Genomic DNA, 21,211 nt, shown 5'->3' with positions numbered 1-21,211 from the left:
TCGCTCTATGTACGGAAAAGCCCGGACAGGGCCAGTCTGCGGCTTACTTAGAGCAAGTTTCTACCACGGTGCCAAAATCCGCAATTCTGCGGTTTTGCCCCTCGCGGGAAACTTGTTGGGGAGTGCCTTCCCCAAACCCTGCTATGCGGCTTGCGCCGCTTATCCCCGCCGCGCTCATGCGGCAAGAAAGGAGGTCACGACCATGCGAAAAAAATACAACACACCCCACCGCAGCCGCGTTGTGAAAACCCGGCTGACCGAAGATGAATACGCCGACTTCACAGCGCGGCTTGCGCCCTATGGTATCAGCCAGTCGGAATTTCTCCGGCAGGCGATCCGGCGTACCACCATACGCCCCGTACTCCATGTGTCGTCGGTCAATGACGAACTGCTCTCCGCTGTCGGGAAGCTCGCAGCCGAGTACGGCAGGATCGGCGGCAACCTCAACCAGATTGCCCGGTATCTGAACGAGTACGGCGCGCCCTATCATGCGTTGTCCGGCGAGGTACGCGCCGCCATAGCCGACCTTGCCGCCCTCAAGTATGAAGTCTTAAAGAAAGTAGGTGACGCGGTTGGCAACACTCAAACATATCAACTCTAAAAACGCCGACTACGGAGCCGCCGAACAATACCTGCTCTTTGAGCATGACGAATTTACCATGAAGCCCGTCCTTGATGAAACCGGCAGGCTTATCCCCCGCGAGGACTACCGGCTGTCTACGCTGAACTGCGGCGGGGAGGATTTTGCCGTTGCGTGTATGCGGGCCAATCTCCGCTATGAGAAAAACCAGCGGCGGGAAGATGTGAAAAGCCACCACTACATCATCAGCTTTGACCCGCGGGACGGGCCGGACAACGGCCTGACCGTAGACCGGGCGCAGGCGTTGGGGGAGCAATTCTGTAAAGAACATTTCCCCGGCCACCAAGCCCTTGTCTGCACCCACCCGGACGGGCATAACCACAGCGGCAACATTCATGTGCATATCGTCATAAACAGCCTGCGGATTGAGGAAGTGCCGTTCCTGCCCTACATGGACAGGCCAGCCGACACGAAAGCCGGCTGCAAGCACCGATGTACCGACGCTGCCCTGCGCTACTTCAAATCCGAAGTCATGGAGATGTGCCACCGGGAGGGGCTTTACCAAATCGACCTCTTGAACGGCAGCAAGAACCGCATCACCGACCGGGAGTATTGGGCGCAGAAAAAGGGACAAGCCGCGCTGGACAAGCAGAACGCCCCCATGATTGCCGATGGTATCACGCCCCGGCAGACCAAGTTTGAAACGAACAAGGAAAAGCTGCGGCAGACCATACGGAAAGCCCTTGCCACCGCCGCCAGCTTTGACGAGTTTTCCTCTCTGCTGCTGCGGGAGGGTGTGACCGTCAAGGAGAGCCGGGGGCGGCTGTCCTATCTCACGCCGGACAGGACAAAGCCCATCACCGCCCGGAAGCTGGGCGACGATTTTGACCGCGCCGCTGTCTTTGCCGTTTTAGAGCAAAACGCCGCCAGAGCAGCCGAAGCGCCAGCCAGATCCCCCGATCCCCCACGCACCATAAAAGACCGCTTGCAGGTTGCCAGAGCCGAGATAGCCGCCCCGAAACAAGACGGCGTGCAGCGGCTTGTGGACATTGAGCAGAAGAAAGCCGAGGGCAAAGGCCGGGGCTATGAACGCTGGGCGACCATGCACAACCTCAAACAAATGGCCGCGACGCTGAATGTGTATCAGGAATACGGCTTTACTTCCCCGGAGCAGTTAGAAGCCGCCGTTGATACCGCCTATCAGGAAATGCGCCAGACCAGCGGCGAACTGAAAGCACTGGAAACGAAGCTACAAGGGAAAAAGGAGTTGCAGCAACAGGTACTTGCCTATGCCAAGACCAAGCCTGCCCGTGACGGGCTGAAAGCGCAGAAATCCGAAAAAGCCCGCGCCGCCTACCGGCAGGCAAATGAGAGCGATTTTATCATAGCCGAAGCCGCCGCCCGGTATTTCAAGGCGCATGGCATTACCAAGCTGCCCGCCCGGAAAGCGTTGCAGGCCGAGATCGAGCAGCTTATCTCCGAGAAAGACGGCCTGTATAACACCTATCACGAACAGAAACAGCGGTTCAAGGAGTTGCAGACCGTCAAGCGGAACATCGACCAGATTTTGCGCCGGGAGGAACCCCACCGCAGAAAGGAGCAGATCCATGAGCGATAAGCTGCCCCGCATGGACTACCGCCAGCACCGGCGGGCGCGGCGGCTGGTACATGAGTGCTGTAACTATGACGGGGGGAACTGCCTGCTGTTAGACGACGGGGAGCCTTGCGTGTGCGTCCAGAGCATTTCCCTTTCCCTCATGTGCCGCTGGTTCCGTGTGGCTGTCCTGCCCCTTGACGGGGAGCTGGCCGCAGCCCTCTTGTACCGGGGGAGCCGGAAACGGTGTGCGGTCTGCGGCGCGGCATTTGTCCCCAAATCCAACCGGGGAAAATACTGCCCCGACTGCGCCGGACGCATGAAGAAAATCAAAGCCGCCGAGAGAAAGCGGAAACAAAGGCAGAGATGTCACGCTTTAGAGCCTTTCAAACCCGCATAAATCAAGGCTTTTTTCGTGGGTGTCAAAGGGTACGCGATACATTTATCCTTTACCCCCGGAAACGGCGTTCTAAATGCGTACAAACGCCCCAAATCCACCCAAAGGAGGAACCATGTCAGACAACCGAAAATACTACTACCTCAAGCTGAAAGAGAATTACTTTGACGAGGACGCTATCGTGCTGCTGGAGAGTATGCAGGACGGTATCCTCTATTCCAACATTCTCTTGAAACTGTACCTGAAATCGCTGAAAAACGGCGGGAAGTTGCAGCTTGATGAAAATATCCCCTACACCGCGCAGATGATTGCCACCATTACCCGCCAGCAAGTCGGCACCGTAGAACGAGCCTTGCAGATTTTTATGAAGCTGGGGCTTGTGGAGCCGCTGCCAAGCGGCGCGCTGTATATGAGCAACATCGAACTGCTGATCGGCCAATCCTCTACCGAGGGGGAGCGGAAACGGCGGGCAAGGCTGGCTTTGCAGGAGCAGAAAGCCTTGCCAAAGGCCGGGGCGGACAAATGTCCACCATATCAAGCGGACATTTGTCCACCAGAGATAGAGATAGAGAAAGAGATAGAGATAGAAAAAGAGAGAGAGCGAGAGTTAGATAAGGGACAGCCCGCCCGCGCCGCCTATGGCCGGTATGAAAATGTCTTTCTTTCGCAATCGGAACTGGACGGGCTGAAAGCAGACCTGCCCGACAAATGGAACTACTACATTGACCGGCTATCCTGCCATATCGCGTCCAGCGGCAAGCGATACCGCAGCCATGCCGCCACAATCTACAAATGGGCGCAGGAGGACGCAGCCAAGAAAGCCCCGAAAAAGGGCATACCAGACTACTCATGCAAGGAGGGCGAGAGTTTATGAAGAACGAAATCAACGCTGTTTTGGAGAATATGACGACCACCGCCCCGGAGCCGGAGGACTACACCGGCGAGGACGGTTTGCTGTACTGCGGCAAGTGCCGCAAGCCGAAAGAAGCCTATTTTGCGCCGGATAAGGCCGCTATCTTCGGGCGCGACCGCCACCCGGCAGAGTGCGACTGCCAGAAAACCGCCCGCGAGGAACGGGAAGCCGCCGAAAAGCGGCGCAGGCACCTTGACACCGTGGAAGAACTGAAACGCCGGGGCTTTACCGACCCCGCCATGCGGGACTGGACTTTCGAGAATGACAACGGCAGGAACCCGCAGGCCGGGCTTGCCCGCCGGTATGTGGAGCATTGGGAGGATATGCGGACAGACAATATCGGCTGCCTGTTCTGGGGCGGCGTAGGAACCGGGAAAAGCTACCTTGCGGGCTGTATCGCAAACGCCCTCATGGAGAAAGAAATCCCCGTCCACATGACGAACTTTGCCCTGATCCTCAATGACCTTGCCGCCAGCTTTGAGGGGCGCAACGAGTACATTTCCCGCCTTTGCCGCTATCCGCTGCTGATCCTTGACGACTTTGGCATGGAACGCGGCACCGACTACGGGCTGGAACAGGTTTTCAATGTGATTGACAGCCGTTACCGCAGCGGCAAGCCGCTGATCGTCACGACCAACCTCACGCTGGACGACCTGCGAAACCCGGAGGACACCGCCCATTCCCGGATTTATGACCGGCTGCTTTCCATGTGCGTCCCGGTACGCTTTACCGGCGACAACTTCCGGCAGGAAACCGCCAAGCGGAAAATGGAGAGCATGAAGAAACTGATTACCGACTGAAAGGAGTATTGCCTATGGCAGATAACAAGCAGCACGACACCCGCACCGCCCGCCGCCCCGACTGCGTGACGGAAATCCGCATGGGCAATTCCGTCCTTGTCGTGTCCGGCTATTTCAAGAAAGATACCACGACCACCGCCGCCGACAAAATGGCGCGGGTACTGGAAGCGGAAGCCGCTGCTACGCAAAAACCGGCAATTTGACCGACTGTAAAGAAGCAAATTTAACGCTTTTGCCGCTGTACAGCCCCCGCTGTTCCGTGGTACAATGAAACCACGGAATAGTGGGGCTGGCTGTCGGAAACGGAGGATTTTATGTTAAGACAAGCCACCCAAAACCTCATTACCGCCCTTTATCCGAGATTGTCCCATGAGGACGAGCTGCAAGGCGAGAGTAATTCCATATCGAACCAAAAAAGGATACTCGAAACCTACGCAAAACAGAACGGCTTTACCAATCTGCGCTGGTACACCGACGACGGTTATTCCGGCGCGAACTTCCAGCGGCCCGGATTTCAAGCCATGCTTGCGGACATTGAAGCCGGGAAAGTTGGTACGGTCATTGTCAAGGACATGAGCCGGTTAGGGCGAAACTACTTGCAGGTAGGGTTTTACACGGAAATGCTGTTCCCTCAAAAGGGCGTGCGTTTTATCGCTGTCAACGACAATGTGGACAGCGCAAACGGCGGCATGGACAATGATTTTACCCCTCTGCGAAATCTGTTCAACGAATGGCTGGTGAGAGATACGAGCAAGAAAATCAAGGCAGTTAAAAGAGCAAAAGGCATGAGCGGCAAGCCCGTTACCAGCAAGCCGGTGTATGGCTACCTCATGGACGAGGACGAGAACTATATCGTTGACGAGGAAACCGCGCCGGTTGTCCAGCAGATTTACCAGCTTTGCCTTGCGGGGAACGGCCCGACCAAGATTGCCCGTATGCTGACGGAACAGCAAATCCCCACGCCGGGGACGCTGGAATACCGCAGGACAGGCAGCACACGCCGCTACCACCCCGGCTATGAGTGTAAATGGGCGACGAACACCGTCGTTCATATCCTCGAAAACCGGGAGTACACCGGCTGTCTGGTAAACTTCAAGACGGAAAAGCCCTCTTACAAGACCAAGCACAGCGTAGAAAATCCCATTGAGAAGCAGGCCATTTTTGAGAACCACCATGAGCCGATTATTGACACGGAAACATGGGAGCGTGTGCAGGAGTTACGCAAGCAGCGCAAACGCCCGAACCGCTATGACGAAGTGGGGCTGTTCTCTGGTATGCTGTTCTGCGCCGACTGCGGCCATGTGATGTACCAGCAGCGGTATCAGAACAAGAACCGCAAGCAGGACTGTTACATCTGCGGCAGCTACAAGAAGCGCACCCGCGACTGTACGGCGCACTTTATCCGCACCGACCTGCTGACCGCCGGTGTCCTCTCCAATCTCCGGCAAGTGACGGAGTATGCTGCCAGGCACGAGAGCCGTTTTGTAAAGCTGCTGATCCAGCAGAACGAAATCGGCGGCAAGAGAAAGACCGCCGCAGCCACCAAGCAGCTTGAACAGGCGCAGGAGCGGATTGCCGAAGTGAGCCGCATTATCAAGCGGCTGTATGAGGACAATGTGAACGGCAAAATCAGCGACGAGCGTTTCATGGAACTGTCGGCAGACTATGAGCAGGAGCAGCGGGAACTGAAAGACCGCACCGCCGCATTGCAGGCGGAACTGGACAAGTCGCAGGCGGCCACCGTTAACGCCGAGAAATTCATGGGGATTGTCCGCAAGCACCTTGCCTTTGAGGAATTGACACCCACCCTCTTGCGGGAAATGATTGAGAAAATCGTCGTGCATGAGTGCAGCTATGACGAGAACGGCACCCGCAGGCAGGACATTGAGATTTATTACAGCTTTGTCGGCAAAATTGACTTGCCCGAAGCCTAACGCCCGACCTATCCGACACAATGGCCAAGTGCCGGATAGGAACGGCAAAATTTTTTACACTTCTATTACTTCTTTATCGCACATCAGCAAAGTCGCAGGGCATGAAACAGTTGATGGCGGGCGGCGGCGTTGCCCTTATCGGCCTTACCCTTGTCCCGCTGCTCTCCGGCCTGTTTGGATAATGCCACAAACTAACACTACCCGCCGCGCTCTCCCGCTTCACGCGGGAGGGCGCGGGAAAGGAGGGATTAGCTTTTGATATGGCAGATGATTGAAGATTGGTTTCGCGGCATTTTGACAGACGGAATACTCTCTAATCTCTCCGGGCTGTTCGACAGCGTAAATACAGAGGTTGGAGAAATCGCAACGCAAGTCGGCACAACCCCCGCCGGGTGGAACGCGGGCATATTCAATATGATACGCAGCCTATCGGAAAACGTCATTGTGCCGATTGCGGGCGTTATCATTACCTTTGTCATGTGCTACGAACTAATCCAGCTTGTAATTGAGAAAAACAATCTGCACGATCTCGACACTTGGATTTTCTTCAAGTGGATTTTCAAAACCTTTGTTGCGGTGCTGCTGGTAACAAATACTTGGAACATCGTCATGGGCGTATTTGACATTACACAGAGCGTCGTCAACGACAGCGCGGGCGTTATCATATCCGACACAAGCATAGATATTGCAACCGTTATCACCGATATAGAAGCAAAGCTGGACGCTATGAGCGTCGGCGGGCTTTTGGGGCTATGGTTTCAATCACTCTTTGTGGGGCTTACCATGAAAGCGTTGTCTATCTGTATCATGCTGGTGGTGTACGGGCGCATGATTGAAATATACCTTGTAACGAGTATCGCCCCTATCCCCGTTGCGACAATGGTAAATCGTGAATGGGGCGGCATGGGACAGAACTACTTAAAATCCTTGCTTGCCCTCGGTTTTCAGGCTTTTCTAATTCTTGTGTGCGTCGGTATTTATGCGGTTTTGATACAGACAATCGCAGCAACCGATGACATATCCGGCGCGATCTGGTCTTGCATGGGCTATACCGTCCTCTTGTGTTTTACGCTTTTCAAAACGGGAAGCCTTGCAAAATCCGTATTCAGCGCGCATTAAGGGGGTGCAGATGAAGAAATACAAAATCATTTACGCCGATCCCCCTTGGAGATACGCGAGAAGCAAGGTACAGGGCGCAGCGGAAAAGCACTATCCCACTATGAGTATTGAGGAACTTTGCGCTTTACCCGTCAAAGAAATTGCGGATAAGGACTGTATTTTATTCCTATGGGCGACGTTCCCGCAGCTTAAAGAAGCGTTGCAGTTAATCAAGGCTTGGGGATTTACCTATAAATCCGTTGCCTTTGTATGGTTAAAGCAAAATCGGAAATCGCCCACTTGGTTTTATGGCTTGGGCTTTTGGACGCGAGGAAATGCGGAAATCTGCTTGCTTGCTACCAAAGGACACCCGAAGCGACAATCAAACAAGGTACATCAATTTATTATTTCCCCTGTTGAGCAGCACAGCAAAAAGCCGGATATAACGCAGGAAAAGATACTTGCCCTTATGGGCGACCTACCGCGTATTGAACTGTTTGCAAGGCAGCATACCCCTGGTTGGGACGTATGGGGAAATGAAATCAAAAGCGACATACGGTTTGCCGGAAAGGAGGTTTGAAATGGCGTATGTAACCGTCCCAAAGGATTTAACCAAAATCAAGAGCAAGGTAATGTTCAACCTTACCAAAAGACAATTACTCTGTTTCGGCGCGGCGGTGGCTATCGGGCTACCGCTATTCTTTTTGACAAAGGACAGCGCGGGAACGACAACGGCGGCTTTGTGCATGGTGCTTGCCATGCTGCCCATGTTCCTACTCGCTATGTACGAGAAGAACGGGCAACCGCTGGAAGTGATTATACGGCAATTTGTGGAAGTGAAGTTTCTTCGCCCCAAAGAGCGACCTTATCAGACCAACAATTTTTATACCGCCCTTGCGCGGCAGGAGCGATTAGATAAGGAGGTACGGGCGATTGTCAAAGGAAAAGGGAAAGACCCAAAACAAAAAGCGTAAACTTACGCGGCAGGAAAAGAAACAGATCGACGCGCTTATCCGGCAGTCAAAGGGCGACGGGAAGCCCCATACGGCGCAGGACAGCATACCGTTTGAACGAATGTATAAGGACGGGATTTGCCGCCTTGCAAACGGGCGGTATTCCAAGTGCATTGAGTTTGAAGATATTAACTATCAGCTTGCGCAGCCGGACGACAAGACCGCCATTTTTGAAGCCCTTTGCGATATGTATAACTCTTTTGACGCTTCTATCAGTGTGCAGCTTTCCTTAATCAGCCGCCATGCGAACAAGGAGGATTTCAAGAGCAGTATCACGATTGCCCCACAGAATGACGACTTTGACAGTATCAGAGCCGAATACACCGAAATGCTGCAAACACAGCTTGAACGCGGCAACAACGGGCTTATCAAGACAAAGTTTCTCACCTTTACCATTGAAGCAAAAGATATTAAATCGGCGCGGGCGCGGCTTGCCCGTATCGAAACGGACACCCTCAACCATTTTAAGGTGATCGGCGCGGCGGCGCGGGTATTGGACGGGAAGCAGCGGCTTGAAGTGCTGCATGGGCTTTTCCACCCGGACGGGGAACGCTTCAACTTTGCGTGGGAATGGCTACCCGTAAGCGGCCTTTCCGTCAAAGACTTTATTGCCCCGTCCTCTTTCCGTTTTGGCGACGGGCGAATGTTTCAAATGGGCGGGAAGTTTGGCGCGGTTTCCTTTTTGCAGATTGCCGCGCCGGAACTTTCAGACCGTATGCTTGCCGACTTCATGGAAGCGGAAAACGGGATTGTCGTCAATCTGCACATTCAGAGTATCGACCACAACGAAGCGATCAAGACGATCAAGCGGAAAATCACCGACCTTGACCGTATGAAAATCGAGGAACAGAAAAAGGCAATCCGCAGCGGCTACGATATGGATATAATTCCGTCCGACCTTGCCACCTACGGCGGCGAAGCGAAAAACCTTTTGCGGGATTTGCAGAGCCGGAACGAGCGAATGTTTTTGCTTACGCTGTTAGTTTTGAATGTGGCAGACACAAAGCAGAAATTGGACAACGACGTATTTCAGGCCGCAAGTATCGCACAGAAATACAACTGTATGCTCACCCGCCTTGACTACCGGCAGGAACAGGGGCTTATGTCCTCTATCCCATTGGGCGAAAACCTAATCCAAATCCAGCGGGGCTTGACGACTTCCAGCACCGCCATTTTCGTCCCCTTTACGGTACAAGAGCTGTTCCAAAGCGGCGAAGCGTTGTATTACGGCTTAAACGCATTATCGAATAACATGATTTTGTGCGACAGGAAAAGGCTGAAGAACCCTAACGGCTTGATACTCGGCACACCCGGCAGCGGCAAGAGTTTTTCGGCAAAGCGCGAGATCACCAACGCTTTTCTCATTACCGCAGACGATATTATCATTTGCGACCCGGAAGCGGAATATTACCCCCTTGTGGAACGGCTGAAAGGGCAGGTTATCAAGGTTTCGCAGAACAGCACGCAGTACATTAACCCGATGGATATAAACCTCAATTACAGCGAGGGCGACACGCCCATAGCCTTAAAGAGCGATTTTATCCTTTCCTTTTGCGAGTTGATTATGGGCGGCAAAAACGGGCTGGAAGCGGTTGAAAAGACTTTGATTGACCGCGCCGTTATCAGCGTGTACCGCAGCTACCTTGCAGACCCGAAGCCGGAGAATATGCCGATTTTGGGCGACCTCTACAATGAAATCAAGAAGCAGCCGGAAAAGGAAGCGCAGCGTATCGCGTCGGCATTGGAACTCTATGTAAATGGCAGTTTGAACGTGTTTAACCACCAAACAAACGTTGACATTCACAACCGCCTTGTCTGCTTTGATATTAAAGAACTCGGCACCCAGCTACGAAAACTCGGTATGCTCATTGTCCAAGATCAAGTTTGGAACAGAGTTACCATAAACCGCAGCGAAGGCAAGGCGACGCGGTACTATATCGACGAGTTTCATTTGCTGCTCAAAGAGGAACAGACCGCAGCGTACAGCGTTGAGATTTGGAAGCGTTTTAGAAAATGGGGCGGTATTCCGACAGGTATCACCCAAAACGTGAAAGATTTGTTATCGTCCCGCGAGGTGGAGAACATTTTTGAAAACAGCGATTTTGTGTATATGCTCAACCAAGCCCAGGGCGACAGGGAAATCCTTGCAAAGCAGCTTAACATTTCGCAGCAGCAAATGACCTATGTAACCCATTCCGACGCGGGCGAGGGGCTTATCTTCTATGGCAACGTGATTTTGCCCTTTATTGACCGTTTCCCGCAAGATACGGAACTCTATCGTGTAATGACGACCAAACCCGGCGAGGTGTCGGCATGAGGATAGAAATGGACAAAATCTATTGCGGCGACAGCTTGCAGGTGCTTCAAACCTTGCCGGAAAATGCAGTTGATTGTTGCGTAACGTCCCCACCCTACTATGCCTTGCGGGACTACGGCGCAGACGGGCAGATCGGACGGGAAGCAACGCCGGAGGAATATGTTTCCCGTATTACGGCGGTATTCCATGAGGTAAAGCGGGTGCTTACGCCGGAGGGTACTTGTTGGCTGAATATCGCGGACACTTATTGCGGCACAGGCAGCAAAGCCGACCACCAAGACCCCAAATACCCCAAAGGCAGGAACGGGCAGCAAGTGGCGTTTAACCACCGCGCCCCCGGCTGCAAGCCCAAAGATTTAATTGGTATTCCGTGGCTTGTAGCCCTCGCCTTGCGGGGCGACGGTTGGTATTTGCGCAGTTCTATCATTTGGCACAAAACAAACCCCATGCCGGAAAGCACGCGGGACAGGCCGACCCGCTGCTATGAATATGTGTTTCTGCTTACCAAGTCAAAGAAGTATTATTACGATTGGCAAGCAGTAGCCGAGCCGATAGCCCCCACAACGGCGGGGCGGCTGAAAAGCGGAGTTAGCAAAGGAAATAAGTATAACGTTACTGTTCCGGGGCAAAACCAACCGCAGAAAATCAACCGCCCCCGCGAAAAGGGCGCATACGCCGACGAGTTGATTTCTCCCGTCCGCAGCCGCCGCAACGTTTGGCAGATTAACAATGTCGGCTATCATGGCGGGCATTTCGCAGCGTTCCCGCCGAAACTTGCGGAAACGTGCATTTTGGCGGGCTGTCCCATCGGCGGGATTGTCCTTGACCCCTTTTTCGGCAGCGGCACGACGGGCATGGTAGCAAAACGGCTTAACCGCCGCTATATCGGCATTGAGTTAAACCCCGACTATTGCGAACTTGCAAAACAGCGGATTGGAGGTGATGAAGATTGAGCAAGGAACTGAAAGCCCCCGACAAGGTAACGCAAAAAATGACCCGCGACGGTGCGGTTGCGGAAAACCTCACGACGGGCGAAACGTCCAGTATCAGCGAAAGGCCGCAGGAAGAAAACTATTCAGCCCCCGCAGGGGTGGCAGCGGAAAAGGTTGTGCAGCATATCGGCGCAGAGATTGAGCGACACGCAGCAAAAGGCGCGGAGAAAAAAGCCCTTGACGCGACGCAGCCTAAAACCCATTCTTCCCGCTTGCAGTTTTCCGAAGCGGAACGGGCAACGCCGGAACTTCAAAAAGCGATCAAGAAATCGGATAAGGCGGCAGACTGTTTAGACGCAGCGCGGGCGGCTATCCCCAAGCAGACCAAAATCAAGAAAGAGCGCGTTTTTGACGAAGCGAAAGGCAAGGCAAAGACGCGCCTTTCCTTTGAAAAGACGGATAAGCCCCCAAACGGCAAGTTGCGGCATAACCCCTTATCCCGTCCGGCACAGGAGTTAAACAGTACCGTACATGGGAAAATCTACGAGGTAGAGAAAGAAAACGTCGGTGTGGAAAGCGGGCACCGGGTAGAACTTGCCGGAGAGAAAGCGGGCGGCATGGCGGCGCGGGCAGTTAAGGGCGGCATACGCCGCCATAAGCTGAAACCCTACCGGGCAGCGGCGGCAGCGGAAAAACAAGCGGTAAAGGCAAACGCAGATTTTCTCTATCAAAAGGCGTTGCACGATAACCCCGCGCTTGCGCACTCCAACCCCATTTCCCGTTTTTGGCAGAAGCAGCGCATTAAAAAGCAGTATGCAAAAACGCTGAAAGCGGGCGGCAAAGCGAAAAAAACCGCTGAAGCCACCGCAAAGGCGGCGAAGAAAACCGCGCAGGAAACCAAACGGGCGACGTTCTTTGTTGTCCGGCATTGGAAAGGCTGCTTGATTGTGGGCGGGATTGCCTTTATCGTGCTGCTGCTTTTCGGCGGGCTGTCCTCTTGCTCCCTCTTTGGCGGCAACAGCGGCAGCGGCTTGATTGCGTCGTCCTATCTCTCCGAGGACGCGGATATAACGGGCGCGGAAAGCGCGTATGCCGCTATGGAAGCCGAGTTACAAGATATGCTGGACAATATCGAAAGCGAATACCCCGGCTATGACGAATACCGGGTAAACGCGGACGAGATCGAGCATGACCCCTATGTGCTAATTTCTATCCTTTCCGCGTGGCATGAGGGCGTGTTTACACTCGATGAAGTGCAAAGCACCCTTGAAATGCTCTTTGAGAAACAGTATATCTTGACGGTCGAGGAAGAAGTACAGGTACGCTACCGCACCGAAACAAGGACGGACAGCGAGGGCAACCCCTATACGGTTGAAGTCCCCTATAACTATTACATTCTTCATGTGGATTTGGAAAACTTCAACCTCTCCCATGTCCCCGTTTACATCATGGGCGAAGAACAGCTATCCATGTACGCTATGTATATGTCGTCGCTGGGAAACAGACCCGACCTTTTCCCGCAATCCGGCTATGTGTCTAAATACTATGAAAACCCGCCCGCCGATTATGAAGTACCCGCCGCGCTGCTGGGTTCCGATGAAAAGTTTGCGCGGCTCATGGAGGAAGCAGATAAATACGTCGGTTTTCCCTATGTGTGGGGCGGCAGCACCCCGGAAACCTCTTTTGATTGCAGCGGCTTTGTGAGTTATGTGTTGACGAACAGCGGCCTATACAATACGGGCAGACTTGGGGCGCAAGGGCTTTACAACATCTCAACCCCTGTTTCTAACCCGCAGCCGGGGGATTTGGTGTTCTTTACGGGTACATACGACACCCCCGGCGTTTCCCATGTGGGGATTTATGTGGGCGAGGACGGGGACGGAAGCCCCGTCATGCTGCATTGTGGCGACCCTATCCAGTATTCAAAGCTGGACACCAGCTATTGGCAATCCCACTTTTACGCCTACGGGCGGTTAAATTACAATTAAAAGGAGTTGAAAAATGAATATTGTATCTTTTGGCGGCGGCACGAATAGTGCCGCCTTACTTATTGGCCTATACAAGCACAAAATCCCGATTGACCTTATCACCTTTGCCGATACGGGCGCGGAACACCCGCATACCTATCAATTTATCGAGATAATCAATCAATGGCTTGCGGAACACGGTATGCCGCAGATTACCGTTGTGCAGTATGTTGACCGCTACGGCAACCGCCTATCTCTTGAAACCGAGTGCTTGCGCTCTCATACGCTCCCGTCGATTGCCTACGGGCATAAGCGTTGTTCGCAGAAACACAAAATCGCACCGCAGGAAAAGTTTTGCAACCACTATGCGCCTTGCCGCGAAGTATGGCAGCGCGGCGAGAAAGTCAACCGCTATATCGGCTATGACGCGGGAGAAGTGAAACGGTATGAACATTCCCGCAAGTACAACGAAGCCGACAAAAAATATCATAACCGCTACCCCCTCATTGAAGAATGGGGCTGGAACAGGGACGATTGTATCCGGGAAATCAAAGCGGCAGGATTGCCGCAGCCGGGTAAATCGTCCTGTTTCTTTTGTCCGAGCATGAAGAAACAAGAGATTTTATATCTCAAAGAACACTATCCCGATCTATTTAACCGGGCGGCGACTTTGGAAGAAAACGCTATGCCCTATCTTAAAACCGTTAAGGGATTGGGGCGCAGCTATTCATGGAAAGAACAGTTTGGAAAGGAGTAAATGACTATGGCGAACACGAAACTTGACCGTATCGAAAGGGATATTGAGAAAACGAGGGCAAAAATCCTTGAACAGCAAAAGAAGCTGAAAGACCTTGAAGCGCAGAAAGTCGAGGAAGAAAACGCGCAGATCGTGCAAATGGTAAAGGCGGTACACCTTGACGGGACGCAGCTTGCCGCGTTCCTCTCCGCTTACGCCAGCGGCGAAATCACCTTGCCGCAGCCGGAAGCCACTTACCCCGCCGAACAGGAGGACAACGACAATGAAGAATAAAAAGATAATCCGAAAGTTTACCGTATTGCTTGCCGCACTGGTTATCATGTGCGGCTTTTCTGTTACCGCTTATGCGGGCGGTGGCGATGAAAGCGACGACACGCCTACCCCCGTAACCGAGGAAACCCCCGCGCCGGAAACCGAGCCGGAAGAAACGACGGGCGGCTATGAGCCGCAGCCCCTTACCCCGGACGGGAATATGTCCCTTGTGGACGATATAACGGGTGAAGCGTCCGGCGACAAGCAGTTTATCACCGTCGTTACCAAAAGTGGCAACTATTTTTACATCATCATTGACCGCACCGAGGACGGGGAAAATACCGTCCATTTCCTTAACCAAGTGGACGAAGCGGATTTAACCGCCCTTATGGAGGACGGGCAGACCGAAGCCCCCGTTTGTAGCTGCACCGATAAATGCGTTGCCGGAAGCGTCAACACCGCTTGCCCGGTTTGCAGCGTCAACATGAGCGAGTGCGCGGGTGTGGAAGCCGAGCCGGAGCCGGAAGAAACCGAGCAGCCGCCGGAAGAAGAAAAAGGCGGCGGCATGGGTATTCTGCTTGTCGTGCTGCTTGTTGCCGCAGCGGGCGGCGGCGCGTTCTATTACTTTAAGATTATGAAGCCCAAAAAGGACGCGGCAAAAGGCAGCAGCAACCTTGACGATCTCGATTTTGACGAGGACGACGAGGAAGAATTAGAAACCGAGCAGGAGGACGAGGAAGTATGAAACTTGTAATTGCAGAGAAACCGAGCGTCGGGGCGGCGATTGCCGCCGTTATTGGCGCGAATGAAAAGCGCAGCGGATATTTTGAGGGCAGCGGCTACCTTGTGTCGTGGTGTATCGGGCATTTGATTAGCCTTGCAGACGCGGCAACCTACAACGAGCAGTACCGAAAATGGAAGTATGACGATCTCCCCATTGTCCCGCAGGATTGGCAGTTTACCGTTGCCAGCGGCAAGGAGCAGCAGTTTTCCGTACTCAAAGACCTTATGCAGCGCAGCGACGTTTCCGAGATTGTCAATGCGTGCGACAGCGGGCGCGAGGGAGAACTCATTTTTCGATTTGTCTACGAACAGGTAAATTGCCAAAAGCCCTTTTCCCGCCTTTGGATTAGCAGCATGGAAGAAAGCGCAATCCGCGAGGGCTTTTCAAACCTCAAAGACGGGCGCAGCTATGACAACCTCTATCAATCCGCGCTTTGCAGAGCAAAGGCAGATTGGCTTGTCGGGATTAACGCGACCCGCCTTTTCTCTATCCTCTATCACAAAACGCTGAATGTCGGCAGAGTGCAGACGCCCACCCTTACCATGCTGGTAAACCGCGACTATGCGATCAGCAGCTTTAAGAAAGAAAAATATCATGTTGTCCGTCTGGACGCGGGCGGTGTTTCGGCTTTGTCCGAAAGGCTGAACGAAGAAGCGGCGGCGCAGCAGATGAAAGCGGCTTGCGAGAAATCGCAAGCCGTTTGTACTTCCCTCAAAAAAGAGAAAAAGACCGTTGCACCGCCGAAGCTGTTTGACCTTACCGCGTTGCAGCGCGAAGCCAACCGCCTGTACGGGTTTACGGCGAAACAGACCCTTGATTATGCGCAAGCCCTCTACGAAAAGCGGCTTTTGACCTATCCCCGCACCGACAGCAAATATATCACTTCCGATATGCAGCGCAGCACAAAGGAACTCATTACCGGGCTTTGTTCGCTGCTTCCCTTTATGCGGGACGTGAAGCTGCAAGCAGACCTTACAAGGGTTTGCGACAACAGCAAAGTAACCGACCACCACGCTATTTTGCCGACAGCCGAGTTTTTGAAAACGGGCTTTTCTTCCCTTACCGACAGCGAAACAAAACTTATGACCCTTGTATGCGCGAAGCTGCTTTGCGCCGCAGCCGCGCCCTATGAATATGAAGCGGTTACGGCGGTTATCTCTTGCGGCGGTTATACCTTTACCGCAAAGGGAAAGACGACGCTTTGCGAGGGGTGGCGTGAGATTGAAAAGCTGTCCCGCGCCGCGTCCGAGGAACAGGACGAGGACGCAGAGCCGGAAACCGTTTTGCCGCCGCTTGCCGAGGGGCAGACCTTTGACAATCCGGCAGCGGAGATCTCCGAGCGTTACACGCAGCCCCCAAAGGCATTTACCGAAGATACGCTTCTGTCCGCTATGGAGAACGCGGGCAAGGAAGAAACGCCGGAGGACGCAGAGCGCAAAGGGTTAGGCACTACCGCAACGCGGGCGGGTATCATTGAAAAACTCATTAGCGCGGGCTTTGCCGAGCGCAAGGGCAAAAAGCTAATCCCCACAAAGGACGGGTATAACCTTGCCGCTATCCTGCCCGAAGTCCTTACGTCCCCGCAGCTTACGGCAGAATGGGAAACCCGCCTTACCGGGATTGCCAAAGGCAGCGACAGCCCGGACGATTTCATGCGCAGCATTGAGGAAATGACAGCGGGGCTTGTCAAGACCTATTCCGCGATTTCCGAGGATAAAGCGAAGCTGTTTACCCCGCAGCGGGAAGCAATCGGCACTTGCCCCCGTTGCGGCGCGGCGGTTTACGAGGGCAAGAAAAACTTTTACTGCTCCGACAGGGCTTGCAGCTTTGTGATGTGGAAGAATGACCGCTTTTTTGAGCAGCGCAAAAAGGCTTTCACAAAGGCGATTGCCGCCGCCCTTTTGAAAGACGGAAAGGTAAAAATCAAAGGTATGTACTCGACCAAGACGGGAAAGACCTTTGACGGAGTTGTGCTGCTTGCCGACACAGGCGGCAAGTATGTAAACTTCCGCGTCGAGCAGAACCGAAAATGATAAGGCTTGATGAAAAGCAATACCGCGCCGTAAAGAAAATGACCCGCGCCGCTTGTGCAAACAACGATTGCGGGAATTGTCTGCTGCTGGACGACGGGGAAACTTGCGTTTGTGTGCAGAGTATCAGCTATTCGCTGCTATGCCGCTATTTCCGCGAAGCGGTATTACCCGCCGACAGGCAGCTTTGCGAACAGATCACCCGCAGCGGGGAAACCGATTTGAAGCGTTGCGCGGTATGCGGCAGCACGTTTGCGGCGGGCAGCAACCGGGCGAAATACTGCCCCGATTGCGCGGCAAAGATACGCCGCAGACAGAAAGCCCAAAGCGAGAGAAACAGGCGTTTACGGATAAAAACAACTACATAGCAAGCACAGCAAACGAGTACCCGTTTGCGAGAAATGCCCGCGCTTCCCATAGAGAGCGCGGGCATTTTGCTTGTTGGGATAGTCCCAAACCCTTATATGACCGAGAAAGGACGTGATGAAAGAATATGCCGTATTCCTCATACGACCATGACAAATTGGAAACCGCCGAAACCATGCGGATAGAACGCCGGATATATTTTGAAGCAAAGGACAGGGAGATTGCCCCTTATGCTTCCTTGCCGATTGCGCAGCTACTTTCCATGCGCAGCGAAAGCGCGGCGGCAGAACAGGCGATTTTTGACGACCTTAAAGAACGCGCCGCCGCATGGGAAGAACAGGCGGGAAGAACGCTTTTGCTGGATAAAACACTTGAATATGTGAGAACGCCGCACGTCCAGCACACCGCTAACGAGTGGCAGACCACCGAGCATAACCGCCATATTCGCAGCAACCGGGTATATCAGATGAATTACTACATTTACGAGAATACCCGCTACGACAAAGAAGCGCAGAAATCTATCCCGTATTCATGGACGCTTACATGGAGCGTGCGCACCAACAGCCCAAGCAGAACCCAAGCGAAGATTGCCGGACAAGATAGAAAGGTTTTCACCGACAAGGCAGCTATGGAAAAGTATCTGAATGGGCGTATCAAAGCGTATGACCGTCTGTTTACGGAAATCTCCCCGCCTATCCCGCAGGAGTACGCCGACTATTTCAAAGTAAACGGTATGCTCATGCCGGACTACACCATAGAGGGCGAAGAACCCCCGCAGCAGCAACAGGCGGCAGCTATCCCCGAAAATACCGGGCAGGAAAAGGAGCGTGAACACATGAGCGAACAGTTTTCTATTATGATAGGCAACCGCAGCCGCTTTGACGCGGGCGACCCCGGCGGCTATTGGCTGGATATGCCCGCCACAAAGGAGCAGTTGCACGAAGCTATGCGGAACGTCGGCATTACCGCCGACAACCCGCAGGATTTTTCCATTCGCGGCTATTCCGACGACCCGGAGAAACATATTGCCTTGCCTTATGAAATGGTATGCGCCGCCGACGTGGACGAACTCAATTTTCTTGCGGCGCGGCTCGAACAGCTTGACCCCGCCGAGGTTGGCAAGCTGAACGCAGCCTTGCAGCAGAAAAACGGGCTTGCAAATATTGGACAGGTAATTGACTTCACCTACAACGTGGATTTCTACGTCCATATCCCCGAAGTACATAACTACCACGATTTGGGCGACTATTACTTAAATCAATCCGGCATGGTACAAATGCCCGAAGAATGGAAAGGCGGCATTGACCTTTCTACTTTTGGCAGGAACGCTGCCGCGCAGGAAAAAGGCGCGTTTACCGAGTACGGCTATATCGTGGAAAGCGGCGACGAGTGGGAACGGCAGTTTGAGGGGCGCGAAGTGCCGGAAGAATACCGCATTATGAGTTACCCGCAGCCGGAGCGCGGCGAACAGGACAAAGCCTATATGGACGCAGCCGAAACGCAGCAAGCAGACGCACAGGCCGCAGAGCCGCAGCAGCCCCGCCCCGTCGTCCCCATTATCCTTACTTCCGAAAAGCCCGCCGAAAAGGTAAAGGAGATCACCGCGCGTTTGGAACAGGGCGTACAGGCGATTTTTGACAGCGACCGCTACAAAGAGTTTCTAACCGCTATGTCAAAGTTCCATGATTATAGTTTGAATAACACTATCCTAATTGCTATGCAGGGCGGCAATTTGGTAATGGGCTTCCGTCAATGGGAAAAGGAGTTTGACCGCCATGTAAAGAAAGGCGAGAAAGGCATTAAAATCTTTGCCCCCGCGCCCTACAAGGTGAAAAAGCTGGTTGATAAAATCGACCCCGAAACGAGAAAGCCCATGCTTGACCGCGAGGGAAAAGTGGTAAAGGAAGAAAAGGAAATCACCGTCCCCGCCTTTAAGGTTATAACCGTCTTTGATATTTCGCAGACCGAGGGCAAGGAGTTTCCCGACCTTTCCGTTAAACCGCTGCTTGCCGATGTGGAGCAGTACGAGGATTTTTTCGCCGCCCTTGAAAAAGCGTCCCCCGTCCCGATTGCATTTGAGCAGATCACAAACGGCGCAAATGGGTATTTCAGTTTGACCGACAAGCGTATTGCAATCAAAGAGGGCGTGAGTGAATTACAGGCGGTAAAGACCGCCATTCACGAAATCGCCCATGCGAAGCTGCACGACGTAGACTTAAACGCCCCGCCGGAGCAGCAAAACCGCGTTGACCGCCATACCTGCGAGGTAGAAGCGGAAAGCGTCGCTTATACGGTTTGCCAGCATTTCGGCCTTGATACTTCCGATTACTCTTTCGGCTATGTGGCTGGTTGGAGCAGCGGCAAGGAAATGACCGAGTTAAAAGCGTCCCTTGAAACAATACAGACCACCGCAAAGGAACTCATTACCGAGATTGAGGGGCATTTTACCGAGTTGCAGCAGCAGCGGCAAGCCGAGCAGGAGCAGGGCGATACCTTTTCCATTTATCAGTTAAAGCGCGGGGACGAAACAAGGGACTTGCGCTTTGAGCCTTATGACCGTCTGCAAGCGGCTGGACTTACCATTGACCGGGTAAATTATGAACTCGTCTATACTGCACCGCTTACAAAGGATATGACGCTGGGCGACATTTGGGAAAGGTTTAATATCGACCACCCCGCCGACTTTAAGGGGCATAGCCTTTCCGTTTCCGACATTGTTGTGCTTCATCAGAACGACGAGGACACCGCCCACTATGTAGACAGTATCGGTTTTCAGCAAGTGCCGGAGTTTTTGCAGGAGCAGCAGACCCCCGTATTTGACAAGCTGCCGCCCGAACAGCAGCAAGCCTTGTCCGACACCGTACAAGACACTTTGCAAATGCTGGTTGACGCAGACAAGCGGATTTATGGCGACGTTACGGGCAAGACCCTTGAAGCAATCGCGGCGCAAGGATATTCCTACAAGGACGGGCAGCTTGAAAAGCAGCAGCCGGAAGCGACCCCCGACAGCCTTTTGACGGGTGAAACCGTTAGAACGCCGAGGGGCAATTTTCATATTACCGATATGAGCCGTGAACAGATCGAAGCGGCGGGATTTGGTTTTCACCATGCGTCGGAGGACGGGAAGTATCTCATTATGGGGAATGGCACACAGGCTTATGCCATAGCCGCCGAGCAGCCGCAGCGGGATAATCCCTTAAAGCACGTCGAGGACACCATAGAGCAGAACGACAACAATTTTGACGGGCTTATCAACAATACGCCGCAAACGCCCACCGTTGCAGATTTTGAGCAGCGGGCAAAGGCGGGGGAAGCGATTTCCGTTACCGACCTTGCAAAAGCGGTAAAAGCCGAGAAACGGGAACAGCCGCAGAAAAAACCGTCCATTTTGAAGAAGCTGGACGAATACAAGAAACAGGCGGCGCAGCAGCCGAAAGATAAACAGAAAGAGCATAAAAAGGATTTGGAGGTTTGATA

19 protein-coding genes and 1 pseudogene are annotated in these 21,211 nt (G+C 53.3%); all 20 read left to right on the top strand.

Annotated elements, in window-relative coordinates; genetic code table 11:
* The first annotated feature begins 202 nt into the window (after window positions 1–202).
* The 20 genes and pseudogenes from H8705_RS08755 to H8705_RS08660 all read left to right on the top strand — a co-directional run bounded on the left by H8705_RS08755 (window position 203) and on the right by H8705_RS08660 (window position 21,209).
* The gene (locus H8705_RS08755) at window positions 203–601 is read left to right on the top strand and encodes a plasmid mobilization protein (RefSeq protein WP_002584975.1); all 399 of its coding nucleotides are present in this window, start codon (window positions 203–205) and stop codon (window positions 599–601) included.
* Window positions 573–2,198 (top strand): relaxase/mobilization nuclease domain-containing protein, encoded by a 1,626-nt coding sequence (locus tag H8705_RS08750; protein ID WP_262395402.1) that lies wholly within the window; start codon window positions 573–575, stop codon window positions 2,196–2,198. Before H8705_RS08755 ends, H8705_RS08750 begins: the two co-directional genes overlap by 29 nt.
* Entirely contained in the window at window positions 2,188–2,574 is a 387-nt protein-coding gene (locus H8705_RS08745) for a cysteine-rich VLP domain-containing protein (protein WP_071431006.1), read from the top strand. Before H8705_RS08750 ends, H8705_RS08745 begins: the two co-directional genes overlap by 11 nt.
* Before the next feature lie 112 nt (window positions 2,575–2,686).
* Window positions 2,687–3,445 carry a phage replisome organizer N-terminal domain-containing protein gene (locus H8705_RS08740; RefSeq protein WP_021659606.1) on the top strand — a complete coding sequence of 253 codons (759 nt, stop codon included), beginning with the start codon at window positions 2,687–2,689 and terminating at the stop codon, window positions 3,443–3,445.
* Window positions 3,442–4,284, top strand: a complete 843-nt coding sequence (locus H8705_RS08735) for an ATP-binding protein (RefSeq protein WP_262395401.1) — start codon at window positions 3,442–3,444, stop codon at window positions 4,282–4,284. The genes H8705_RS08740 and H8705_RS08735 overlap by 4 nt, the downstream gene beginning before the upstream one ends.
* Window positions 4,285–4,298: 14 nt before the next feature.
* Window positions 4,299–4,487 carry a transposon-encoded TnpW family protein gene (locus tag H8705_RS08730; protein ID WP_020995296.1) on the top strand — a complete coding sequence of 63 codons (189 nt, stop codon included), beginning with the start codon at window positions 4,299–4,301 and terminating at the stop codon, window positions 4,485–4,487.
* Window positions 4,488–4,598: 111 nt separating this feature from the next.
* Window positions 4,599–6,218, top strand: a complete 1,620-nt coding sequence (locus tag H8705_RS08725) for a recombinase family protein (protein ID WP_074754402.1) — start codon at window positions 4,599–4,601, stop codon at window positions 6,216–6,218.
* An 86-nt stretch (window positions 6,219–6,304) separates the two neighbouring features.
* Window positions 6,305–6,400 (top strand): annotated as a pseudogene (locus tag H8705_RS13700) (Maff2 family mobile element protein); the annotation flags it as partial.
* Window positions 6,401–6,473: 73 nt separating this feature from the next.
* Entirely contained in the window at window positions 6,474–7,337 is an 864-nt protein-coding gene (locus H8705_RS08715; protein ID WP_002604481.1) for a VirB6/TrbL-like conjugal transfer protein, CD1112 family, read from the top strand.
* 10 nt (window positions 7,338–7,347) lie between these two features.
* A complete protein-coding gene (locus tag H8705_RS08710) occupies window positions 7,348–7,896 on the top strand; it encodes an MT-A70 family methyltransferase (RefSeq protein WP_215696661.1) in 549 nt (182 codons plus the stop codon).
* A gap of 1 nt (window position 7,897) precedes the next feature.
* Complete coding sequence (locus tag H8705_RS08705) at window positions 7,898–8,290, top strand: PrgI family protein (protein WP_002604479.1); 393 nt, start codon at window positions 7,898–7,900, stop codon at window positions 8,288–8,290.
* Window positions 8,250–10,646: a VirB4-like conjugal transfer ATPase, CD1110 family gene (locus H8705_RS08700; protein ID WP_002604478.1), complete on the top strand. Its 2,397-nt coding sequence runs from the start codon at window positions 8,250–8,252 to the stop codon at window positions 10,644–10,646. The genes H8705_RS08705 and H8705_RS08700 overlap by 41 nt, the downstream gene beginning before the upstream one ends.
* Entirely contained in the window at window positions 10,643–11,599 is a 957-nt protein-coding gene (locus tag H8705_RS08695) for a DNA-methyltransferase (RefSeq protein ID WP_002604477.1), read from the top strand. Before H8705_RS08700 ends, H8705_RS08695 begins: the two co-directional genes overlap by 4 nt.
* A gap of 38 nt (window positions 11,600–11,637) precedes the next feature.
* Window positions 11,638–13,566: a C40 family peptidase gene (locus H8705_RS08690; protein WP_425516017.1), complete on the top strand. Its 1,929-nt coding sequence runs from the start codon at window positions 11,638–11,640 to the stop codon at window positions 13,564–13,566.
* A gap of 13 nt (window positions 13,567–13,579) precedes the next feature.
* Entirely contained in the window at window positions 13,580–14,302 is a 723-nt protein-coding gene (locus H8705_RS08685) for a phosphoadenosine phosphosulfate reductase domain-containing protein (protein ID WP_002604475.1), read from the top strand.
* 6 nt (window positions 14,303–14,308) lie between these two features.
* Window positions 14,309–14,575: a DUF4315 family protein gene (locus tag H8705_RS08680; protein ID WP_002584965.1), complete on the top strand. Its 267-nt coding sequence runs from the start codon at window positions 14,309–14,311 to the stop codon at window positions 14,573–14,575.
* Window positions 14,565–15,299 (top strand): DUF4366 domain-containing protein, encoded by a 735-nt coding sequence (locus H8705_RS08675; protein WP_262395399.1) that lies wholly within the window; start codon window positions 14,565–14,567, stop codon window positions 15,297–15,299. Before H8705_RS08680 ends, H8705_RS08675 begins: the two co-directional genes overlap by 11 nt.
* Complete coding sequence (locus H8705_RS08670; protein ID WP_044942468.1) at window positions 15,296–17,371, top strand: type IA DNA topoisomerase; 2,076 nt, start codon at window positions 15,296–15,298, stop codon at window positions 17,369–17,371. The genes H8705_RS08675 and H8705_RS08670 overlap by 4 nt, the downstream gene beginning before the upstream one ends.
* The gene (locus H8705_RS08665) at window positions 17,368–17,736 is read left to right on the top strand and encodes a cysteine-rich VLP domain-containing protein (RefSeq protein ID WP_002584962.1); all 369 of its coding nucleotides are present in this window, start codon (window positions 17,368–17,370) and stop codon (window positions 17,734–17,736) included. The genes H8705_RS08670 and H8705_RS08665 overlap by 4 nt, the downstream gene beginning before the upstream one ends.
* 125 nt (window positions 17,737–17,861) lie before the next feature.
* Window positions 17,862–21,209: a YodL domain-containing protein gene (locus H8705_RS08660; protein ID WP_262395398.1), complete on the top strand. Its 3,348-nt coding sequence runs from the start codon at window positions 17,862–17,864 to the stop codon at window positions 21,207–21,209.
* The last annotated feature ends 2 nt before the right edge of the window (window positions 21,210–21,211 follow it).

Source organism: Youxingia wuxianensis (assembly GCF_014385085.1).
Lineage (GTDB): Bacteria > Bacillota > Clostridia > Oscillospirales > Ruminococcaceae > Youxingia > Youxingia wuxianensis.
This window is presented reverse-complemented; position numbering and strand designations above follow the sequence as displayed.

What these genes read in the sequence shown, in the direction of transcription:
- H8705_RS08755 (WP_002584975.1), top strand. Translation starts at nt 203, where the DNA reads ATGCGAAAAAAATACAACACACCCCACCGCAGCCGCGTTGTGAAAACC.
- H8705_RS08745 (WP_071431006.1), top strand. Translation starts at nt 2,188, where the DNA reads ATGAGCGATAAGCTGCCCCGCATGGACTACCGCCAGCACCGGCGGGCG.
- H8705_RS08740 (WP_021659606.1), top strand. Translation starts at nt 2,687, where the DNA reads ATGTCAGACAACCGAAAATACTACTACCTCAAGCTGAAAGAGAATTAC.
- H8705_RS08735 (WP_262395401.1), top strand. Translation starts at nt 3,442, where the DNA reads ATGAAGAACGAAATCAACGCTGTTTTGGAGAATATGACGACCACCGCC.
- H8705_RS08730 (WP_020995296.1), top strand. Translation starts at nt 4,299, where the DNA reads ATGGCAGATAACAAGCAGCACGACACCCGCACCGCCCGCCGCCCCGAC.
- H8705_RS08725 (WP_074754402.1), top strand. Translation starts at nt 4,599, where the DNA reads ATGTTAAGACAAGCCACCCAAAACCTCATTACCGCCCTTTATCCGAGA.
- H8705_RS08710 (WP_215696661.1), top strand. Translation starts at nt 7,348, where the DNA reads ATGAAGAAATACAAAATCATTTACGCCGATCCCCCTTGGAGATACGCG.
- H8705_RS08705 (WP_002604479.1), top strand. Translation starts at nt 7,898, where the DNA reads ATGGCGTATGTAACCGTCCCAAAGGATTTAACCAAAATCAAGAGCAAG.
- H8705_RS08695 (WP_002604477.1), top strand. Translation starts at nt 10,643, where the DNA reads ATGAGGATAGAAATGGACAAAATCTATTGCGGCGACAGCTTGCAGGTG.
- H8705_RS08690 (WP_425516017.1), top strand. Translation starts at nt 11,638, where the DNA reads ATGACCCGCGACGGTGCGGTTGCGGAAAACCTCACGACGGGCGAAACG.
- H8705_RS08685 (WP_002604475.1), top strand. Translation starts at nt 13,580, where the DNA reads ATGAATATTGTATCTTTTGGCGGCGGCACGAATAGTGCCGCCTTACTT.
- H8705_RS08680 (WP_002584965.1), top strand. Translation starts at nt 14,309, where the DNA reads ATGGCGAACACGAAACTTGACCGTATCGAAAGGGATATTGAGAAAACG.
- H8705_RS08675 (WP_262395399.1), top strand. Translation starts at nt 14,565, where the DNA reads ATGAAGAATAAAAAGATAATCCGAAAGTTTACCGTATTGCTTGCCGCA.
- H8705_RS08670 (WP_044942468.1), top strand. Translation starts at nt 15,296, where the DNA reads ATGAAACTTGTAATTGCAGAGAAACCGAGCGTCGGGGCGGCGATTGCC.
- H8705_RS08665 (WP_002584962.1), top strand. Translation starts at nt 17,368, where the DNA reads ATGATAAGGCTTGATGAAAAGCAATACCGCGCCGTAAAGAAAATGACC.
- H8705_RS08660 (WP_262395398.1), top strand. Translation starts at nt 17,862, where the DNA reads ATGCCGTATTCCTCATACGACCATGACAAATTGGAAACCGCCGAAACC.